Annotated in this window: 15 protein-coding genes; all 15 read left to right on the top strand. The window is 49.3% G+C overall.

The window, feature by feature from the left end; genetic code table 11:
- The first annotated feature begins 13 nt into the window (after positions 1-13).
- The 15 genes from CHH75_RS13030 to CHH75_RS13100 all read left to right on the top strand — a co-directional run bounded on the left by CHH75_RS13030 (position 14) and on the right by CHH75_RS13100 (position 22,419).
- Positions 14-832, top strand: a complete 819-nt coding sequence (locus CHH75_RS13030) for a flagellar hook-basal body protein (RefSeq protein ID WP_095264926.1) — start codon at positions 14-16, stop codon at positions 830-832.
- 11 nt (positions 833-843) lie between these two features.
- Positions 844-1,044 (top strand): DNA-directed RNA polymerase subunit beta, encoded by a 201-nt coding sequence (locus CHH75_RS13035; RefSeq protein ID WP_095264925.1) that lies wholly within the window; start codon positions 844-846, stop codon positions 1,042-1,044.
- Positions 1,045-1,537: 493 nt separating this feature from the next.
- A complete protein-coding gene (gene fabZ / locus CHH75_RS13040) occupies positions 1,538-1,969 on the top strand; it encodes a 3-hydroxyacyl-ACP dehydratase FabZ (protein ID WP_095264924.1) in 432 nt (143 codons plus the stop codon).
- Between the two features lie 42 nt (positions 1,970-2,011).
- A complete protein-coding gene (locus tag CHH75_RS13045; RefSeq protein ID WP_095398368.1) occupies positions 2,012-3,730 on the top strand; it encodes a phospho-sugar mutase in 1,719 nt (572 codons plus the stop codon).
- 106 nt (positions 3,731-3,836) lie between these two features.
- Entirely contained in the window at positions 3,837-5,861 is a 2,025-nt protein-coding gene (locus CHH75_RS13050) for a DUF5693 family protein (protein ID WP_095398369.1), read from the top strand.
- A complete protein-coding gene (gene csaB, locus CHH75_RS13055) occupies positions 5,837-7,039 on the top strand; it encodes a polysaccharide pyruvyl transferase CsaB (RefSeq protein WP_095398370.1) in 1,203 nt (400 codons plus the stop codon). The genes CHH75_RS13050 and csaB overlap by 25 nt, the downstream gene beginning before the upstream one ends.
- Positions 7,039-7,806: a WecB/TagA/CpsF family glycosyltransferase gene (locus CHH75_RS13060; RefSeq protein ID WP_095398371.1), complete on the top strand. Its 768-nt coding sequence runs from the start codon at positions 7,039-7,041 to the stop codon at positions 7,804-7,806. Before csaB ends, CHH75_RS13060 begins: the two co-directional genes overlap by 1 nt.
- A gap of 110 nt (positions 7,807-7,916) precedes the next feature.
- Entirely contained in the window at positions 7,917-9,041 is a 1,125-nt protein-coding gene (locus CHH75_RS13065) for a glycosyltransferase family 4 protein (RefSeq protein ID WP_095264919.1), read from the top strand.
- A gap of 151 nt (positions 9,042-9,192) precedes the next feature.
- A complete protein-coding gene (locus CHH75_RS13070; RefSeq protein WP_095398372.1) occupies positions 9,193-13,068 on the top strand; it encodes an S-layer homology domain-containing protein in 3,876 nt (1,291 codons plus the stop codon).
- 171 nt (positions 13,069-13,239) lie between these two features.
- Positions 13,240-13,584, top strand: coding sequence for a hypothetical protein (locus CHH75_RS13075; RefSeq protein WP_095264917.1), 345 nt, complete (start codon positions 13,240-13,242; stop codon positions 13,582-13,584).
- 362 nt (positions 13,585-13,946) lie between these two features.
- The gene (locus tag CHH75_RS13080) at positions 13,947-16,901 is read left to right on the top strand and encodes an S-layer homology domain-containing protein (RefSeq protein WP_095398373.1); all 2,955 of its coding nucleotides are present in this window, start codon (positions 13,947-13,949) and stop codon (positions 16,899-16,901) included.
- A 73-nt stretch (positions 16,902-16,974) separates the two neighbouring features.
- Positions 16,975-17,469, top strand: coding sequence for a hypothetical protein (locus CHH75_RS13085; RefSeq protein WP_095398374.1), 495 nt, complete (start codon positions 16,975-16,977; stop codon positions 17,467-17,469).
- Positions 17,470-17,660: 191 nt separating this feature from the next.
- Positions 17,661-17,945, top strand: coding sequence for an alpha/beta-type small acid-soluble spore protein (locus CHH75_RS13090; protein ID WP_095264914.1), 285 nt, complete (start codon positions 17,661-17,663; stop codon positions 17,943-17,945).
- A 221-nt stretch (positions 17,946-18,166) separates the two neighbouring features.
- Positions 18,167-19,372 (top strand): methionine adenosyltransferase, encoded by a 1,206-nt coding sequence (gene metK / locus CHH75_RS13095; RefSeq protein WP_095264913.1) that lies wholly within the window; start codon positions 18,167-18,169, stop codon positions 19,370-19,372.
- A gap of 356 nt (positions 19,373-19,728) precedes the next feature.
- A complete protein-coding gene (locus tag CHH75_RS13100; protein WP_095398375.1) occupies positions 19,729-22,419 on the top strand; it encodes a stalk domain-containing protein in 2,691 nt (896 codons plus the stop codon).
- The last annotated feature ends 3 nt before the right edge of the window (positions 22,420-22,422 follow it).

A 22,422-nucleotide genomic window follows, 5' to 3' on the forward strand; every position in this document is an offset into this window, starting at 1 on the left:
CAGGAGGTTAGTGATGAACAACTCCATGATCAGTGCCATGGTCTCCCTGAACACCCTCCAGCAGCGTCTGGATGTGATCGCGGACAATTTGGCCAATCAGAATACAGTCGGCTATAAGAAGAAGGAAGCGTCCTTCGAGGATGTTCTGACCCAGGTTCAGCGGCATCATCAGGATTTCAGCAGACCGGGCCGGGCGACGCCGCCGGGCTTCACGCTCGGGTATGGCATGAAGCTGTCTTCAATCACCCAGAGCATGGAGCAAGGCCAGCTTCTGGAGACGGGCTATCCGCTCGATCTGGCGATCCAGGGCAACGCGATGTTTGTCGTGCGAAGCGGAGGCGAACTGCGTTATACCCGTGATGGCAGCTTTAACCTGGTGCCTGATCCAACCGCCGATGGCAATCTGCTGCTTGTGGATGCCAAGGGCAATCCGGTGCTGAACACCAACAATGCTACAATCTCCATTCCGGATAACGGCAAGGTAGCGGTGGATGAAGAGGGACGGATCCTTGTTGAAACGGCTGCCGGCCGGACGGAGGCTGGCCAGCTTCGCTTGGTCGAGCTGCAGCGGCAGGATGGTCTGGTGCCGATGGAGGACAATCTGTATATGATCGGCAATGGCCTGGCGGAAGGGGATGTGTTCGATCTGGCACCGCCTGCGGATGGCATGCGCCGTTCCACGGTGTCTTCCGGGTTTCTTGAACAGTCCAACGTCAATATGGCGGATGAGATGACCCGCATGATGGAAGTGCAGCGGGCATATCAACTGACCGCACGCGCGCTATCGTCCAGCGATACGATGATGAACCTTGCCAACACAATGCGAGGGTAGGTGGGCTTCCCATGAGTGAATCGAAGGAGAATAACCGCCCGAGAACATCCGGGTGGAAAATCACGCTTCGGATTATGGTGCCGGTGCTGATGGTGCTGGCCTTGTTCGGAGGGATGACCTTCGGCTATGTTGTTTTAGGCAAGCAGGAGCTCAGCGAGGTTTTTGAATGGAGCACGTGGCGGCATGTGTATGATCTGATCTTCGCGCCGTAACGGAGGTGAAGAGATGTGGAGCCTGTCCGGATCCCCGGATGGATTCCAGTGGACACGCCGCATATGGTAACCTTATGGCAATTTACAGAAACTCCCCTTTAAGGGAGTTTTCTTTTTTTTCGGTTAAACGGTATAATGGGATGGGACTTAGCATTCTTTCGGGTGAGGATGAGTGCGCGGTAAAAGGGCCTTCCCCATGAACAATAATGTCGAAGGAGAAAGCCCCTTATCTTAACCTTCACGTCTGCAGTCATGAAGGATATTACTCATTTTTTCCGTAAACCTGTGAATTTATGCAAGGCTCTTTTATTCTGTCGAAATTCGAGATTTTTGATAGCCCGAGACGTTCCTGTGAGCTGCTTTTGACAACCTATTCGGATCAGGCAGGAAACGATATTTTTTTCAAACGCCCTCGCTGGCGGGTAAGTACATAAGGTGGATTTTGCAAAAGTCCAGGTGTGATGTTTTGCATCTTCCTGAAGGAGGAAATACCGTGTTGAACATTAAACAAATTCAAGAGATTATTCCGCATCGCCCTCCATTTTTGCTGGTGGACAAAATTGTGGAGATCGAGGATGGCAAACGCGCCGTCGGGATTAAAAACGTAACGATTAACGAGCCTTTTTTTGTCGGACATTTTCCTGAGTATGCCGTTATGCCGGGTGTGCTGATCGTTGAGGCACTGGCTCAGGTCGGTGCTGTAGCGATTCTGAACGTAGAGAGCAACCGGGGCAAGCTGGGCTTTCTTGCGGGGGTGGACGGCTTCCGTTTCCGTGGACAAGTTGTTCCTGGAGACACGCTTCGCCTGGAAGTTGAAATAGTTCGTCTTAAAGGTATGATCGGAAAAGGAAAAGCGACGGCTACCGTAGACGGCCGCGTGGTTGCCGAAGGCGAGATTATGTTCGCGCTGGCGGATAAGGAGTAATTCCATCATCACTCTTGTTGGTCGAAGGAGGAGACTTTGTTCATGACAATGATAAGTCCAAAATCAATGGAAACGGTTCAGCGCTGGCTGAACGACCCCTACGTAGATGAGGAGACCAAGAGCGAGCTTCGCGCATTGGAGAATGATCAGGCAGAGCTAGAGGACCGCTTTTATCGCGATCTGGAATTTGGTACAGGCGGACTGCGTGGCGTCATTGGTGCAGGAAGCAATCGAATCAACAAGTATACGGTAGGACGAGCCACGCAAGGCTTGGCCGAATACATTAAAGCAATTCACGGGGATGCGGATGGCAAGCCTTCTGTCGTGATCGCGCATGACTCCCGCCACTTCTCGCCGGAATTTGCGCTGGAAGCGGCGCTCGTATTGGCGGGCAACGGCATTGTAGCGAAGCTGTACCCTTCCCTTCGTTCCACGCCGCAGCTGTCCTTCAGCGTTCGTCATCTGGGGGCGACCGGAGGCATTGTCATTACGGCAAGCCATAATCCGCCGGAGTACAATGGATACAAGGTGTACAACAGCGAAGGCGGGCAGCTGGTGCCCCATGAGGCGGAGAGGGTAATCGCTCTGATCCAGCAGGTGGACTCCTTTGCAGCCATTCGGCGATTGTCGAGGGAGGAAGCCGAGGCGCAGGGCCTGTTGGTATGGCTCGGCGAAGCGGAGGATCGGGCGTTTATTGATACGGTGGCCAGCGTTAGCGTCAATCGGGAGCTGATTGCCTCCAAGCTGGCAGACGATTTCACAATCGTGTTCACCCCGCTGCACGGGACAGGCAATATGCCGGTGCGGCAGGTGCTGGAGACGATCGGATTCAAGCATGTGCATGTGGTGAAGGAGCAGGAGCAGCCGGATGGCGGATTTCCGACTGTGAAGTCCCCGAACCCGGAGGAGCGCGAAGCCTTCACGCTGGCCATGAAGGTTGGCGAGGAGATTCAGGCCGACATTCTGATCGGAACGGACCCGGACGCTGACCGGATGGGAGCGGTCGTGAAGAATGGCAAAGGGGAGTACGTCGTTCTGACTGGCAATCAATCCGGAGCGATTATGATTCACTATCTGCTGAGTCAGTTGAAGGAAACGGGTAAGCTGCCTCATAACGGCGCCGTCATCAAAACGATTGTGACCAGCGAGATGGGGGCGGCGATTGCCGAGCATTACGGGGCAACCATCTTCAATACGCTAACCGGATTTAAATATATCGGGGAGAAAATGACACAGTTCGAGCAGACCGGCGATTATACGTACTTGTTCGGGTATGAGGAGAGCTACGGCTACCTGGCTGGCAACTACGCCCGTGATAAGGATGCAGTGCTTGCATCCATGCTGATCTGTGAAGCGGCAGCTTACTACAAGGCTCAGGGCAAGACCTTGTATGATGTGCTGCAGGAGCTGTACGAGCAGTTCGGATTTTTCCTTGAAAGTCTGGAGTCGCGCACGCTGAAGGGTAAGGATGGTCTCGCACAGATTCAGGCCAAAATGGCGGACTGGCGCAGTCAGCCGCCACAGCAGGTGGCTGGGCTTGCGGTCGAGAAGGTGCTTGATTATTCACAAGGGCTGGACGGGCTGCCGAAAGAAAATGTGCTGAAATATATGCTGGAGGACGGATCATGGTTCTGCCTCAGACCTTCCGGCACGGAGCCGAAGATCAAAGTATACTTTGCCGTCCGCGGAGCATCGCTGGAGGATGCCGAGCGTAAGATCGAGTCGCTGCGGGACGAGGTTATGGCCCGGGTCGACGGTTAATGGAATGAAATGATCATCAGTGAATGAGAACGATGGGACTTCCTTGCTGAACATTGCGGAAGCGATGAGGCGAGGGGTCCCTGTGGTTCGATGAGGAGGTACTTTAGTGGTTCAGAAATGGAAACGCTGGAACACGGCAGCCCGGAAGTGGCTGTGGATTCTGGTTGTTCTTGGCGTGGCAGCTGCCCTGCCGGTTGGATATGACCGACTGCAGACAGAAACAACATCCAAAAATGTAGAATTGGTGTTTAATTATCGCGATTTGGTTGACATATCTGCGTATCAGGCTCATCCGCAAGATTTCATCAGTGAACAACTGGATCGTCTTCAAGCTGCAGGTGTCACAAGCATGGCGCTGTTTGAGAGCACGCTGGACGAGCTTGTGAAGTCCCGCCGGGTGGTGCTGTACGATTCACAGCAGGTTGCCGATCTTACCGGGAACGTAATTTCCCCCAACGAGAATTTTACTTATGTAACCTTCACGAATGAGGATCAGGCACTCCGGATTCGCCCCATCATTGAACAGACGTTCATGATGCTCGATATTCCGGTCCGCAGCTGGGAGTATAACGGCAGTGAAGGGTTGGTGATTGAGACCCCTCGGGCGAATGCCATCATCAAACCGTTGTCACCGGATCCTATTGCCTTTGAGATGCTCCGAGACCGTGGTTTTCAGATTGTGCCTCGTTTAACGGACAGCCTGCCGTACAATCAAGAGCACACGGAAAATCTGATCGCTTATTTTGCTGAAAACGGGGTGAAGCGGATCCTTTTTGATGGTGAAGCCGTCAAGGGATTTAATGATGAGGCCGAGCAGGAGAGTATGACAGCTTTTGCTGAATTGCTTAATAAGTATGATATCGGTCTAGTTGCTATTGAAAATATCCGGAATCAGCAGAAAGGGTTCGCAAAGCTGGCCTACCTTACGGATTATAACGTTACCCGCGTTTATTCACTTAGCGCGCGGGATGCGAACCTGGATGTGGACGTAATCAGTGATCGTTTTGCCCTTGCGTCCAAGGATCGCAACATCCGGATGTTCTATCTCAATGCGGAGCCAAGCCGGGATATGACGAAAGCTTCGATCACCCATCCGTTGGATAATCTGATCGAGAGCTTGACCGAACCGGGACATGCGATCAAGAAGATAGAGGATAACGGCTTTACGATTGGGCCGGCTGAAGCATTTAAGGTGACGGACTCTTCCCTTCAACGTTATTTCAAAATGGTCGTTGTTGTCGGAGCCGTTGCGCTGATCGCGCTGATGATTTCCTTCTACATTCCGTTTCTAACGATAGCGGCCTTCTTGTTCGGTATGGTGGGCAGCGCGGGCTTGTATGTGTTGAACGCCTCCTTGATGGAGCAGGCGTTAGCGCTCTTCACGGCGATTAGCGCACCGACGTTGGCTGTTATTCTGGCGATCCGCAAGGTCGATCATAGCCGCAAACAAGTGCAGAATATGAAGACAGGCCAAAGATTGTCGAATGCCATTGTTCTGATGCTTACAACAACCGTTCTGACGTTGATTGCAGTGCCGCTTGTTGTCGCACTTTTGAACAATGTCACGTACATGCTCGTATTGGATCAGTTCCGTGGTGTCAGCTTGCTTGCTGCTGCGCCGATCGCACTGATTGCCTTGTATGTTGTGCTGTATCGCGGAAGCTCGGCGGGCTCCACCTTTGCAGCGATTCGTAAACTGCTCCAAACGCCGATTACGCTGGTATGGATCATTGGAGCAGGTGTCGTGGGCATTGTGGGCATGTATTACTTGAGCAGAACCGGTAATGCTGGCACGGTGTCGTCCATTGAGATGGCGTTCCGTTCCTTCCTCGAGAATACGTTCGGGGTACGCCCGCGCAATAAGGAGTTCCTGCTGGCTCATCCTCTGATGGTGCTTGGGTTGTTCCTGTCGTTTAAGTACCGCTACGGGGTGTACTTGCTCATCATCGGTGTGATGGGGCAGCTGTCGATGGTCGGAACCTTTACGCATATTCATACGCCGCTGGATATTTCGGCGATCCGGGTCGTTCTCGGGCTTGTGCTGGGTCTTCTGATCGGATTGATTGCCGTAGGGGTATGGCAGGTCGCAGAAAGGATATGGAAACAATGGTCTCCACAATTAAAACGATAGTCATATCCGGATATTACGGATTCAAGAACAGCGGGGATGAAGCCGTGCTCAAGTCGATCCTCACCGCGCTGGAGCAAGAGGGACAGGCTGCGGGCATACAGGTGCAGCCCGTGGTCCTGTCCATCGATCCGGAATGGACGGAGCGGACCTATGGTGTGAAGTCTGTGCACCGGATGAAGCTGGGTGAAGTGCGCCGGGCGATTAAGGAAAGCGACGGATTGATCAGTGGCGGGGGCAGTCTGCTGCAGGATGCCACCAGTCCGAAAACGATTCCCTACTATCTTGGCATCTTGAAGCTGGCCCAATGGGCAAACAAGCCGACCTTCATCTATGCCCAGGGCGTCGGTCCGGTGAACCGGGGCTTGTTCCATCCGATGATCCGGTCCGTGTTTCGCAAATGTTCGTATATCTCGGTTCGGGATGTGCAGTCAGCCGAACTGCTTCAGTCGTTCGGGATTGATCAAGCCAGCATACAGGTAGTACCAGACCCGGTCATGGGGCTTCCGCTTCCAGAAGAAATCGGGGCAGGGGTAGATACAGGGGCACCAGGTACTTCAGTTGAAGCTGCCGAGCGCAGTGTATCCGAGGCGCCGCCTGTAGATAGCGAGGTTCAAGATCGCAGTCCTGTGCCTGTTGTCGGGATATCAGTCCGGTACTGGAACCCGGAGAAACGCGAGCTGGCAGCGATCGCCGAAGCTCTTCGGGAGATCAGCTCCGACCGTGCAGTGCATTTTCGGTTTCTGCCTTTTCATCAGCCTGATGATTTGCAGGCTTCGCGGTATATTGAGCAGCTGATGGGGGATATTACGCGCGATGGATCCCGAATCAGCTACTATCTTGAGGAGAAGCAGGCTCAAGATATGCTGCGCGAGGTGGGCAGCTGTGACGTGGTGCTGGGCATGAGGCTGCACAGCTTGATCTATGCAGCGAACCGAAAGGTGCCATTGATCGGCATTTCGTATGACCCGAAGATCAATCACTTTTTGAACAGATTAGACAGTGAGCCGGCCGGCAGCAGTGATTCGCTGGATCCGGCCGTATTGAAGGATCGGTTGTTGAAGCTGCTGGATGATGCTGAATCCTGGAAGGCCGAACACGAGGAGCAGATTGCCGTGCTGAAGCGGGAGGCGGCTTTGCCTGCACGCCGTATTGTTGAATATTTACGCCACAGAGGATGATGAACATGAATGAAACCACTCAAATTCCGACCGTATCGGTTTTTGGAGTCCCTTTTTCCAAACTGGATATGAAGGAAACGGTGAAATACTTGACGGAGGCGGTGCAGTCGGGACAGCCGCATCAGGTGATTACGGCAAATCCGATTATGGTGATGACGGCCCTTGATCGTCCGGAGTACAAGCAGATGATGAAAAGTGCGGAATTGATCGTTCCGGACGGGACGGGGATTGTCTGGGCTGCGGGGGTCGGCGGCGATCCGCTCGACGGGCGTGTAACCGGCTTCGATCTTTTACATGAATTGTTCAAGGCAGGGGAAACCTATAGATGGAGATTTTATCTGCTGGGTACGACGACCGAAGTGATTCAGGAAGCTGCCAAGCGGTTACAAATGCAGTATCCGGCTGCAGTGATTTGCGGCTATCGGGACGGATTTTTTGGAGCGGACGAGGATGTGGCTGTCATTGAAGATATTCGGGCTGCCCAGCCGGATATTTTGTTTGTCGCCCGTGGTGCGGACAATCAGGAGCCGTGGATCGCTCAGCATAAGGAAGCGCTTGGTGTTCCGGTCATGATGGGTGTTGGCGGTTCCTTCGATATCATTTCCGGCAAGCTGAAGCGGGCGCCGAAGGTGTTCCAGAAGCTGAGATTGGAATGGTTTTATCGTCTGCTCAGGGAGCCAAGCCGGTATAAGCGAATGCTTGCGCTGCCGAAATTCGCCCTGAAAGTGCTCCGTGAGAAAGAGAATGTGACAAAACCAGGCTATTAAGTATGATTTTGCACGTTTAGTCCGGTTAATCGCCGGATATTGGCATTGGATTTCGTCCTTGAAGGGAGTATAATTCAACCGGTAGACAATATTGGGGGTCGAATGATTACATGTTAACGCTATACATCGTCGGGTTTGTTGTGTCGCTCCTGCTGGCGCTGCTCCTGACTCCTTTCGTCAAGAAGCTTGCGGTGCGTATTGGGGCTGTTGACGTGCCAAACGCCCGAAAAGTGCATACAAGAATCATGCCCCGGCTTGGCGGGCTTGGCATATATCTGGCTTTTGTGCTCGGACTGATTGCCGTGCTTCCGTTTTTTCCTGAGACGCTCTCGGCGCGTGATGCCAATTTTATGAAGGCATTTCTGATCGGTGGTTCGATGATCGTGTTGATCGGAGCGCTGGATGATCGCTTTGAGCTGTCGGCCAAAGTCAAGTTTCTGGCTCAAATCGCCGCAGCTTGCGTCGTTGTGTTTGGTTTTAATATTACGGTGGATTTTGTTAATATTCCGTTTCAGGATCGCTACTCCTCGCTGGAGAGCTGGGTGTCGATTCCGCTTACGATATTCTGGATTGTCGGCGTGACCAACGCCATCAATTTGATTGATGGGCTGGATGGTCTGGCTGCCGGGGTGTCGGGAATTGCCATCGGGACGATCCTGGTCATGGCTTTCTTGATGGGCAATACAACGGTGGCGTTGCTGTGCCTCTTACTGCTGGGCAGCATTATCGGGTTCCTGTACTTTAATTTCCATCCGGCTAAAATTTTCATGGGTGATACAGGCTCGCTGTTCCTTGGATTCAGTCTGGCTATGCTGTCACTGCTTGGCTTCAAGCAGATTGCCATCGTATCGTTCATTACTCCGCTGATCATTATCGGTGTGCCGCTGTCGGATACCTTCTTTGCTATCATTAGAAGAAAGATCCAGAAGAAGCCGATCTTCTCGCCGGACAAGGGACATTTGCATCACTGCCTGCGTGAGCTTGGCTTCAGCCACCGCCAGACGGTGCTGATCATATATGTTATTGCTGCGTTCTTCGGTGTGCTGGCTGTGATTCAGTCTTCAGCCGCCATGTACGAAGCCAACTGGGTAACGTTTGTTGTTATCTGTATTATGATGTGCTTCATGCAGATTGGGGCTGAAGTGATAGGACTTGTCAGCAAGACCAAGCGGCCGATCCTAAGTTTGATCAATCGGCTGCGGATGAAGGCGAATACGGAAAGCCGTTCGAAATAATTTCTATTTTTTTACTGAATAAACCAATTTATTTGGACCTCACCTTTTTTTGGTGGGGTTTTTTTGATATATTCTAAAAATTTGGATATCTGTAACCGATACATATGGAAGATACCTTCGAAACTAAATGCAAGGGAGAGATTAATCAGAGATGAAGCGAGCGAAACGTATCATGGTCTGGTTGATGCTGACGACCATGCTGGTCACGCTGGTCCCGGCGGGAATCATCAAGCCTGTCCAGGCGGCATCTGCAGCAACCTACTTTATTCCGGATATTGTTGAGATCAGAAATACGGCTTTGTTAACGACGGAACCGGGGACTTCCCAGATTACGCGGGAAAATGTGTACAGAACCAACAACCCGGCACTGTCCATCACAGGTACGTATTCTCATGTGGCAAGTGATACTCTGTCGGTCAAAATCGAGCGCCTCAGCTCTGAGCCTGTAACCGGGGGCGGTGTAAGATGGGTGACGGACAGCTCGACTGCGATTACAGCGCCTGTAACTGCAGACACAACCTCCACGAACAAGTTCACCGCAAGTAATATGACCTTGTTCTCAGGGTTTAACAAAATTACATTTTCCGGGATGCAAGGCAGTGTTGAGCGTTCCGATACATTCTATGTATTGTATGACAGAATTCCATATATCGAAGGCCTGCAGCTCATGGGTGGCGCAACACCGGTGAACCTTAATGAAGGTACGCGCGTGGTTGTGACAAACCCGATGGGAACACTTCAAGGTAACGCGAAGAATGCAACGCAGGTCACGGTGTCTTTGAATGGTGGAACAGCGTTTGTTTCGTCTTTATTGGAAGACGGTACCTTCTTCACACCTGCGCTGAACTTTACTCCAGGACTCAATACGATTGATCTCGAAATTAAGAATGCTTCGGATTCGATCCGTGTAAGTCGCGGGGTGTATTTCTTCGATCCGGCTGAGCCTTTCATCGGAATTGATATCGTTCACGGAGGAACTTCTTATCCGTCGATTAATAAAGTGCCTGTTCTGACGAGTCCAGCGACAGACGCTACACTTGAGGTTGAGGCATTGGTTCCATACAGTGCAAATGCTTTTGCCGGGAATGCCACATATAGCCTTGGCGGACAAGCTGCAGTTCCAGTGACGGCGGCGGATGTGATCAGCGAGACGGTCATTCCGGGTCCTGACGGTGTTACGCCTGCTTATCGCCTTGTGAAGTTCAGAACCGGAACGTTTCCAGTAGCTGCTGGAACACAATATTTGAATTTGGCTTTAACCTATGAAACGTTCTCAGCCGCTTACAATATTAGTTACAGATATCTTCCTGGCGAGGTCGTAATCACAGGTATCGATCTCCTTCCAGGCTACAACGGAACGGATAATGTATCGACAGTAACCCGCATTCCGCTGAATAAGTCGGAGACCGAGACCGCTGATTTTTACATTGTGGTCAAAGCGGATAAAGCGCCAACGACGACTGTAGAAGCTAAGTATTTGCCGATAAGCGCAAATGCTGTCAATATTACTCGCGTGAATCCACAGCCAGCAGGGCTTGGAGCCAATGAGGAAGTATACAGAATTACGGGCTTCTCTAACGGTCAGCATATGATTGGCTTCAACTACCAGGGCTCGACCTCAGTGTACAACGCTGAAATTTCTTATGTTTCGAAGAACTACATTTATGTAGCGAATTTGCATGATGGTCAGACCTATTCGTTTGATTCTCGTTCGACACATACCCTTAATGTAGAAGGGGAGTACATCGGGTTTGAGAATATTAACAGCCCTTATTTCAACGCCCAAGTGTTCGTGAACGGAATTAACGGTGATCCGAACCCAGCCAATCCGGGTCAATGGCTGACGATTAATGGAGGCAGAGCGACCTTCAATTTAAACTTTACAATTGATGCCGCTGGCCCACTTGTTTACGGGGAAAACCGCATTGTATTTACCGGTACGGCTACGGATGCTGCAGGAAACGCGCGGGAAATCCGTAAAGAGCTCAGAATTTATATCATTGATACGAATATTTCCAAGATTACAAACTTCATGCCTACCTTGGCAGTTCAGGGCAGAGAGCCATTTGATAATCAGGACCCAAGCACATACCCTGATGACAAAATGAACCGCATCTTTAATGTTTCACCTGAGTTTGTGTGGAACAACGAGCGATATGTAACCAGCGAGCAACGATATGACCTGGTGATTCGCGGTAACGGCGCTTCCAAACTCAATGTCTATTTTGGATCACAGCCATTCTTCTCACGAGATATTAGAGATAGAGGCAACTTTGATCATATTCCGTCCTCCGTGTTTACATATAACGGAAGAGACTACACTTACAGCTTTGCAGGGAATGAATCGGACTTCATCCTGCGGATTCAAGATATTCCGTTTGAAGAGCCAGGAAGTCATGTATACAGTCTGGAGCTTATAAACGGTACAGGTGCACGTGCCACACAGCGCCTTGAAATTGTACGCGAGGTATTGCCTTATCGTATTCTTTCGCCTCAACCTACCGTTGGCGAGGAAATTGTCGTAAACAAAAACTTTGTACGGTTTGACATCGAGGCCGAAGGGGCCACCGAGGTTCTGATTGGCAAGGAACGCGCGATTAAGCGTGAAGATATGGATAATCGTTTTGTGTACGACTACGTTGGGCTGAAGCCAAACAGATCGAACAAAATTGATATCCAGGTTGTCCGTCCTGGTGGAACCATCAAAGAGTCTATCTATGTGTATTACACCGGAACGGTGACGGTCGACAGCCAGTTCATGGCGGAGAAGGTAGCTAACAAGTATACTGCGTTCAACAAAAAACTGGAGCTTTCGTTCCCGAAAGGCACCATTCTGCAATCTGCAAGCACATCCGGTAATGGGATTACAAAGTTCTATCCGGACAACAAAATCCTCTTCGGAATCGCGGATCCGCGGGACGGGGTTGTGGAGCGGCGTAACGATTATGGAAACATCATCAATGTAACGCCGGATGATCGTACTTCAGGCGGAGCTGGCATGATCCGTATTCCGGAATACCTGGTGCAGCGCTTTAACTCGACGGCAGATACGAACAACTTCACACTCGCATCAGATATTTACTGGATTCATGGCGGGATCGGCGAGCAGAATGATCGTGGGCAGATCGGCTATAAGCCAAGCACGAACGGACTGTCTCCTTACTCGCTCGAAGGTAACTTTACCGAGTTTACACCAGATCGTAAGATCGTTCCTTCCCAGCGCGGCACCCTGAAGCTGTCCTTCAACAGCAACATTGTGGATGAAGCCGGAACGACAGTATCGGTATTCCGTTATGCGGATAATGGCCGGTGGGTAAATATCGGCGGGGAAGTCGACATGAAGAACAACACGATCACCGTGCCTTTTGACGAGTTTGGCTACTATAAAGTAATGAAGATGCGCCTTGGATTTAGCGATATTACGAACCATCCGTGGGCGAGAAACATTTTGAATGCTCTATATGCGAAAGGAATCATGAACAACCTCCGCTTCGGTGAATTCGGTGCGGATGACCAGACAACTCGCGGCGAATTTGCGATGCTGCTGGTGAAGGGGCTGAATCTGCCGCTGAATTACGACAATCAGCCAACCTTTGTGGACATTCAGCCGGGAACCGGCACGACAACCTGGGATTATGCCCATATAGAAACAGCAGCAAGAGCAGGTATTATTCAGGGACTGGGCGACGGCTTCTTCGGCCCGACTCAGCGTGTTACACGGGAACAGGCAGCTGTGATGATCGCCCGCGCGCTGGATCTGAAGATGGCAGCCAATGACAGCAAGCTGGAGCAGTCACTGTCCAAAGCGTTTGCGGATGCTGGCAGAGCTGATTACTATGCGCGTCCGGCCATCCTAGCCGTGTCCAATGCGAAGATTATGCAGGGTAGTCCATTCACAGTACAAGGGCAGAGCAAGCCGCTGTACAACTTCAATCCGAAGGGCAATCTGACCCGTGCGGAGGCAGGGAAAATTGCGGTTGAGCTGTTGAAGAAAAGCACGAAGATTTTCCCTAAAAACTTGAGCTAGTCCATTTTGAAATCTTGCCAAAGCTGCTCCTGAAGCGGAATAATCCGCGGCAGGGGCGGCTTTTTTTTCCGAGGCTGGCCCCGATTACCAGAATCTATTGTTTTGTAATTTATTGTAGAATACGCTACAATAGCGGAAGCACATACTATTTTTAAAGGGTGAAGATGAATTATGAAGCCGATCTTATCGAAAGCGCAGCTCGATTACATGAAGGCCAAAACGAAGTTTGAGGATAAAGCCAAAGTGATGGAGAAGAAGATTGAGCTGGCTCGCGCCGCTCAAAATGAGATATCGCAGGAAGTCATGGAGGAGCTCGTCGTTGAGACAGGTTTTCATGATGCATTTAACGAGTTGACGATGGCAGAGAATGCGCTGATTCAGTGGTCGCATTCCACGATTAAGCATGAGAAAACTTACCGTGATAACAAGGCAGAGATTGAACTGATGTACAGCCGGCTGAATGACGATCCGAAGATGCGGAACCGAATTATCCAGCTTGCTATGAAGATTCGATAGATTTCAACAGAAGGCGCCAAACAGGCGTCTTTTTTTGTTGTCGTTTGGTGGCGGAAGCGTATTGTTACTGGAAATTGCGGTTTCCGAAAAAAAAATTAAAAAAACTTTGCAACTGCCGCAACTTTTTAAGAAACAGAACGTTTAAAGATATAGAACGCGGCGAGCGATCCAGGATTAACCGAAAGAAGAAACTTGTCTATAAATTAGAAAAATGTTCTTTACGGTTATAGGGACTCGTTGTATAATACCTAGGTAGGATTCTATTCTAGTTATGAAGTGTTCTCTCGTTAACAGGATTCTGTGATATCATCACAGACATCATTATTGATTACTGCTCAACTCGGGAAAGGAGGTGCACGGCTATGAGTGATAAGAGCTACCAAATTAAAGAAAACAATCAAGTGATGATTCAAGGAGGAGAAAAAAAGGTTATGAAGAAAATTTTATCCGTGGCACTGTCTACAGCAATGGCATTCTCCATGTTTGCTTCTGTTGCATTCGGTGACGACGCACTGACTTCTCAACAAAAGTTTGACATTCTTAAAGAAGAAGGCATCTTCACTGGTTATCCAGATGGAACTGCTGGTCTGGACAAGGAAATGACTCGCGGCGAGTTCGCCAAAGTCCTGGTTGAACTGCTTGGTCTTGAGCCAATTCAAAACAAAGCTTCCTTCAATGACAAAAACTACGCTGCTGGTAAATGGCCGGCTCCATACGTAGAGGCAGTATACGCTGCTGGTATCATGGAAGGTAAGAACACAACGAAAATGATTTTCGACTTCAACGGTAACATCACCGTTCAAGAAATGGCGAAAGTCCTCGTTACTGTTCAAAACCTGGAAATTCCATCCGAGACAAACAACAACGCATCCAACTGGGCTAAAGGTTATGTTCAAGCAGCAATCAATGCTGGTCTGATCAACAGCAGCGTGAACCCACTGGCTAACGCTAACAGAACTCAGCTGGTTGAAGTTGCTTACGCAATCTACCTGGCTCAAAACAAACCAAAAGTTGCTTCTTATGACGTTCAAGAAGACGGTAAAGTGGTTGAGTTCACCCTCGCTAACAGCGAAAAAGTGAAAGTAACCCTTGAAACTCCTCTGAAAGCAAACGTTGCAACTGAGGTTAAATTTACTTACAACAACTACGAGTACACTGAAAGTGTAACTTGGGTAGTAACTGCTGCTACTAAGATCGAAGGCGTATCTGCAACTAACTACAAAGAACTCACTGTTAACTTTGACGGTGAAGTAGATACTGCTACTGCAGAGAACGAAGATAACTACAAAGTAACTGGTGTTACTTTCGAATCTGCAAAATTGTCCGATGACAAGCGCAGCGTAACATTGCTTGTTGCAGAAAATTCTGCAAACAACTTGCCTCAACAAAAAGACGCTAAACTGGAAATTAACAATGTTAAGAACTCTGATGGTTCCAGAACGTTCAAAGAGACAATTACATTCAGAGCGGTTGACACTCAACTTCCAGAAGTGACTGAGGTTGTTGGTCTGGGAACTAAGGCATTCAAGGTTGTATTCTCTGAGCCTGTTCAAGCTAACACTGCAGCGAACATTTCTAACTACAAAATCGATGGAAAAGCAATTTCCGGCTGGGTGAAATTCACTTATCCTAATGTTGCTTTCATTACAACAGACATCGCCGTAGGCGAGCACACACTGAGCGTTCAAGGTGTAACAGACTTTGCTAACTTCCAAGTGAAGCCAGTTGACGTTCAGTTCAATGTTGCTGAAGATACTACAGCTCCTGAGGTTGTTTCCGTTAAAACTAAGGATCTGACAAAAGTTGAAGTTGAATTCAACGAATCCGTTAAATCCGTTGACAAAGTGTATCACACTTCTTCCAGTAGAACTGCTGACAAAGTCGAAATCAAAGACAATGTTGTAGTTCTGGAATTCAACGGCGACAAAAAACTTAGCCTGGGCGAGAATACAATCTATCTCCAAGGCGTAAAAGACTACAGCGACAACTCCGCTAATCGCGAAGCTAAAGTAACTCCAGTACTGGATACTACTCGTCCTGTTGTGAATGATGTCAAGGTAGAAGTTGAAGATAATGCTACTGTTATGACTGTAGAATTCTCTAAAGACGTAAACCTGGATGACATCCAAAAACGTGACAACTTCGTTCTGAAAAACTCTAAAGGTGAAGTTGTGACTGATAAAGGCTTTAATAGCGGTAAACCTGTAAATGCTCCTGCTTATGTAGTTAAGGATGCTAAAACTTACAAAAACCGTGTTGAAATTAGGTCCATTGGCAAACTTCCAGCTGGTACGTACACTCTCGAAGTAGCAAACATTCGTGATACTGCTACCATCGGGAACACAATGCTGCCACAAACTTTGACAGTTGAAGTTACCAACTCCGAGACTCTGCAAGTTGTTAGAGCTTGGGTAGACACAACTTCCAGCAACGATGATCTGTACATCGATGTCCAATTCAACAGAGCTGTAGCGGTTGATGGAAATGGAACAGCACTTGACATTAACAAATATAGCTATGTAACTGGTAGTGTATACAAAGTATTCCCTACGAAGAATGCTCCACAACCTTCGTTGAGAAATGCTGAAACAGTGCGTATTACACTGCCTAAGAAGGACATTAGTGCCGATGAACTTAAAGGTGCAGAGCTGCGCGTAGTTAACGTTGCTGACCTTAACGGAAACTACCTGACTACTGCTCAGACTCCTATCGCTGATTCTGTAGCAATTCCTGTGAAATCTGCTAAGGCAACTGCTGAAGATAAAGTAACTGTTGAATTCAACGGGAACATTACTTCGGTATTCTCTAGCGACTTCTACTTCGGAACACTGAGAGGAACAGCTGGCGAGCCTAAGTATAACGACGGTGTTACAAAAGTTGAGTTTACTTTGAATGGTAAGTTCAGCGATGTTACAAACTTGCCTCTACTGACAACTGTTGCTAACCCTCAATCCTCTGATAATCTTGGACACAAGATTGCCAAGGTCGATGGTCTGCAAATCACAGACGGAATTGCTCCGAAAGCAATTGAAGCTAGATCGGTTGTTGGCGATGTTTATGTAGATATCGAGTTCAACGAAGAAATCAACGTATACTTTACTCCAGATGCATTTAAAGTTTATGTAAATGGAGGAGAAGTTAAAGTTAAAGGTGCTACTAAAGCTAGTGCCAACGTTGTTCGCGTAGAACTGGAACAACCATTCAACCCAACAATTCCAGGTGCTCAAGTTTCGGTACCAAACAACAAAAACGGTAAATATATCGTCGATCTGGAAGGAAATGCTCCAGACACTGTTTACGAATCCATTAAGTACTAATTATTGTACTTCAGAAAACTGCCCGGACTTGATCCGGGCAGTTTTTTTATTAAAAAATGAAGGAGATAACAGCATGATGACAAAAAGGAAATACTTCGCTGCAATCATTTCTGCCTGTATTTGTATCGGTGCCGGTTCGATTCTCAGTGTAAAGGTAAACAGTGCAAGCACCACCCCAGGCACGACCGACGATCCGGTTGTCACCAAGAGCTATGTGGATCAGCAGATCCAGAAAGCGCTGGGTGGCGGGGCCACCAATCCAACACCGACTCCTTCTACTCCAGAGCAAAACTCAAATGAAGTAAAAAATGTATCGTTGAAACCCGGACAGATCCTGGTTGCTGATGCGGGTACCGAGTTTATTGTACGCTCTGGCCATGCGGTCATCTATACAGAGGATTCGAACGGCGTTGCAGACTTGACAGCGGGTGTTGACCTGTTGAATGGACAAGCTGCTCCTAAAAACCATCTGCTCTCCTTCCCGCGTGATGGGCGCGGCATTCAAGTAAAGCCTGGGCAAACGAGCGGTCTGATCGTCATGGTACGCGGTGGCTACACAGTTAAATAAGATAAAGGCTACTTTTCCGCCAGTCTTAGCTTTGCCATCTGTTGATTCGTTGATCCGTTGTATATTCATTACCCTATCCAAACAGATCTTAATATCTATAATTATTACCAACAGTGACAACGTTTAATACGTGTTGCGGTCATGCTTACAACACATAATACGTCTGTAAACAATTACAGGAGGTGTTGGTCATGGCGCGCAGCAATCGGAATCGACAAGTTGTACCAGAGAGCAGACAGATGCTGAATCAAATGAAATATGAAATTGCAGCAGAATTTGGTTTGCCTGTCGGATATGGTGGTGGCTCAGACGGAGCCGATACGGAATTCGGATCTGAACTAGGGATGATGAGTACAGCAAACAGCCGTCGTCCGGGATGGGGGTATTTAACTTCCCGTGACAACGGATCTGTCGGAGGAGAAATCACCAAACGTCTGGTACGCAATGCTGAACAGTCCCTGTTCGGACAACTGTAAATGATTCATGGATTTATGAACTTATACCTGTATGAAAAGCATATTGAAAAAATATCGAAAACCCTCGAAAACTGCTTGTTTATTGGATTGACAGGGGGTAGCAAATAAGTTAATATGCATGTTGAGGATTGTACATTCAAACCTTTTCCAATCGGGAAAGGTTCATTTTTTGTGTAGGACCTCTTAATATTTCACATACTACTATATGGGAGGTTGATCTCATGTCTTTAACAGGGCGACGTTTATTTACATCCGAGTCCGTAACAGAAGGACATCCGGATAAAATCTGTGACCAGATTTCCGATGCGGTACTCGATGCATTTTTGGCCAACGACCCTTATGCTCGCGTAGCTTGCGAAGTTTCCGTGGCAACTGGTCTAGTGTTGGTAATTGGTGAAATCAGCACCAAATCCGAATATGTGGATATTCCATCCATCGTGAGAAATACTGTGAAGGAAATCGGGTACACCCGTGCAAAATACGGTTTTGATTCCAATACATGTGCTGTGTTAACATCGTTGAACGAGCAATCTGCCGATATTGCACAGGGGGTAAACGCTGCACTGGAAAGCCGTGATCCTTCCCAAGTGGATAAGGAAACCGAAAACATTGGCGCTGGTGACCAGGGCTTGATGTTTGGCTTTGCCACCAATGAAACGCCTGAATATATGCCGCTCCCGATTGCGCTTTCTCACCGGATCGCTCGTCGTTTGTCCGAAGTGCGTAAGGACGGTACTTTGGAGTACCTTCGTCCAGACGGTAAGACCCAAGTGACGATTGAATACGATGGCGACAAGCCTGTACGTGTAGACACCATCGTTGTGTCCACACAGCATTCCGAGGAAGCGACGCTGGAGCAAATCCAGAAGGATATTAAGGAAAAGGTAATTCTTCCTGTTGTACCGGCAGAGCTGCTGGATTCGGAAACGAAGTATTTTATTAACCCAACAGGCCGTTTTGTTATTGGTGGTCCTCAAGGGGATGCCGGCTTGACCGGTCGTAAAATCATCGTGGACACTTACGGTGGATATGCCCGCCATGGCGGTGGAGCTTTCTCTGGCAAGGATCCTACGAAGGTTGACCGTTCTGCGGCATATGCTGCCCGCTACGTAGCTAAGAACCTCGTTGCCGCAGGTTTGGCTGACAAATGTGAAATCCAGCTTGCTTATGCGATCGGCGTTGCGAATCCGGTTTCCATCAGTGTCGACACCTATGGAACAGGAAAAATCAGCGAAGATAAGCTGGTTCAACTCGTACGCGACAATTTCGATCTTCGTCCGGCTGGCATTATCCGCATGCTGGATCTTCGTCGCCCAATTTACAAGCAGACCGCTGCTTATGGACATTTTGGCCGCACGGATCTGGATCTCCCATGGGAGCGTTTGGATAAAGCTGAAGCGCTCAAGGAGCAGGCAGCAGCGCTCTAAACCGATGCGTGGGTTAGGGGCAGTAGATCTGAAACCTGTGAACGTTACAATTTAGACATCATAAAGGGCCGGTATCCGTTATAGGGTATCGGCTTTTTGGTATTTAATATTTGGAAATACAGGAAATTGAACTTGTACTTTGCCCTATTTTTTTATATATAAATACTAGAACAGGAATTATCCCCCTGCTAGACCAGGAACCCCCGCTTTGATACCGCAAAAGGTTGAGTTAAAATACGCGCATGCAATTTTTTATAACAAAATCGTAACTTTTCCGCTAAAACGAAGTCTATTAAATATAGACTTTATTTGTTCGGGCAGTGGTTCTGAACAAGAGATGGGAGAGTTACAAGAACATGAGAGGTCAGGAAAACGCGTTACGCAATGCGGGGAAAAAATGGGCTATTATTACGCTTGCAGGTGTCATTTTTATAACTCCTGTTCTGGGAAGCGGAGTACCGATCATCGAAAGATTGGCCCCCGTGTCGGTCGCTCATGCGGCGGCATCCTCAGTCCAGAAGCTGGGTGAGGAGATCATTACCTCGGGTGCGGTGTTGATGAAGTATCAATACACGAGCACCACCGGTACGAAATCACTGGCGAATGTGATCCGCGTCGATCTGAGCAACAAGCACGTGAAGCTAGATGTGATGACAGGGCAAGGGAACCAATTTACAACAAGACAAAGCACAGGCGGTATGGCAAAAGAGTATGGAGCTGTTGCCGCATTAAATGGAGATTTCTTTAATACGAGCAGGGAAGGGGCGCCAATTGGGGGACAAGTGACAAGCGGGGTTCTCATGTCTACCCCTTCGGAGCTTAAAGGGATGTACGCTTTTGCCGTGACGAAGGACGGTAGGCCGATCGTGGATGAATTTGCATTCTCCGGGAGCGTCACAGCCGAGAATGGAGCATCTTTCCCTCTGGCAGGTATGAACAAAACGGCCTACAATCCTGAAGGAACGGGATCGAGCTACAGCCATGTGGATGCTGCATATATCTACACAAGTGCCTGGAAAGCAGTGGAGCGTCCGCAGAACAGCTCAACGACACCGACGGAAGTGCTCGTGAAGGATGGCGTCGTTGTCGAAATTTCGGATCGTGCCGGTCTGCCAACATCTGTGCCGGAAGGCAGTTATATTTTGCGTACACATGGCCAGGCGGCTACCTTTGTTCGAAATAATCTGGCTGTTGGACAAACGCTGAAAACCGATTATGCACTTGTCTCCAAAACGACAGGGCAAAAGCTGGACCCATTGAGCCTCCAGATGATGATTGGCGGCCATTCGATTCTGGTTAACGACGGAAAGGCTTCCTCTTTCTCTCGTGACGTGAGCAGCCTTGGGGGCTCCCGTGCACGCTCAGCCGTTGGATACTCCAAGGATGGGCGCTACGCGTATCTGGTTGCGGCAGAGCGCAATGACAACAGCCCGGGCATGACATTGGCACAGCTGCAGGACTTCATGGTGAAGGTTGGCGTGTGGAAGGGTGTCAATCTGGACGGCGGCGGATCGACGACGATGGTGAACCGTCCTTTGGCGGAGACGAGCACGCAATTGACCTTCCATACGGAGTATGGCACAACACAGCGCAGCATTGTTAACGCCCTGGGCGTCTTCTCTACAGCACCGCAAGGCACCTTGAAAGGTTTGAAGGTAAGCGGCAGCAATACGCTCTTGATCGGGCAGACAGGCTCTTATCAACTGAAGGGCTATGATACTTACTATAATCCGATCGAAGCGGGATCGATCACGCCAACGTGGAAATCGAGCAACGGCAATCTGACGGTTAGCGGGCAAGCGATTAAGGGCGTGAAGCCGGGAACGGCTACGTTGACAGCGGTGAGCGGCAGTGCAAGTGCCTCAATGCAGGTTAAGGTGCTTGGAGCCGATGATATTACGGCCCTTACATCAACCGTATCCAGTGCGCCGCTGAAAGCAGGCACGAAGGTGTCTGTACCGGTAACGGCAGTGACAAGCAGCGGCCAGAGCCTGGAGGTGCCGAGCAGCGCGCTCAAATGGGAGTTCATTGGGTTCAAGGGCAGCGTATCGGACGGGCAGCTGACGGTCTCCTCTGTGAACAGCGGGACGAAGGTGGGCTATGCTATCGCCCGTTATGACGGCTTTAGCACGGTGATCATTCTCTCGGCAGCAGGGGAGAGCACATGGGAGGATTTTGAGAAAGTCAATTATCCGATCGCTTTCACAACCAATGTGTCCGGTGTGACCGGGACAGCCAAAGTGGAAAAGGGCAGCGGCAACCGATCCGACTCGAACGTGCTGAAGCTGACTTATGATATGACCGCCGGGCTGGGACAGAAAGTATACGCCTATGCCCAGCTTAATGGAACAACCGGCAAAACGATTCCGGCTCAGGCAACTTCGATGACCCTGGATGTGGAAGGGGACAACAGCTTGAACTGGCTGCGTGCCGAGCTGAGAGATAACAATGGCAAAACGGTGTACGTCGATCTTGCCAAAGCGATTGATTGGACCGGCTGGAAGACGCTCCAGATTGATCTGACAGGATACAATATTGCTTTCCCGGCCGAGATGAAACGCATGTATGTCGTGAATGTAGAAGAAGGTCAGGATGAGCGGGCGCTGACGGGGTCGGTAGCTTTTGATAATATTCGCTTTACCATGCCGTCTCTATCCAGCAATGAAGGGCTGCCAACAGGAAAAGCCGTCATGACGATTGGCCAGAAATCAATGATGGTGAATGGGTCAAAAGTAGCGATTGATTCAGCCCCTGTACTCCGCGGAGGAACGACATATGTGCCGATTCGGCATGTGCTCGATGTCTTTGGCGGACAGGCTTCTTGGAACAAGGACGCGCAGCGCGTCAGTGTGCTTCGAGGCGCAGTACTGCTGGATTTAACGGTTGGCAAGAAGGAGTACGTGATGAATGGAAAACGCCACTCAGCGGCTGTTGCACCTGTCATTATTGGTGGAAGGACTTTAGTCCCATTAAGGCTGGTTTCCGAGCAGCTGGGAATGAACGTAAAATGGGACAAGAAAACGAAGACCGTCACGATCGAATCATGATAT

The organism is Paenibacillus sp. 7541, from assembly GCF_002276395.1.
GTDB classification, from domain to species: Bacteria; Bacillota; Bacilli; order Paenibacillales; family Paenibacillaceae; genus Paenibacillus_AQ; species Paenibacillus_AQ campinasensis.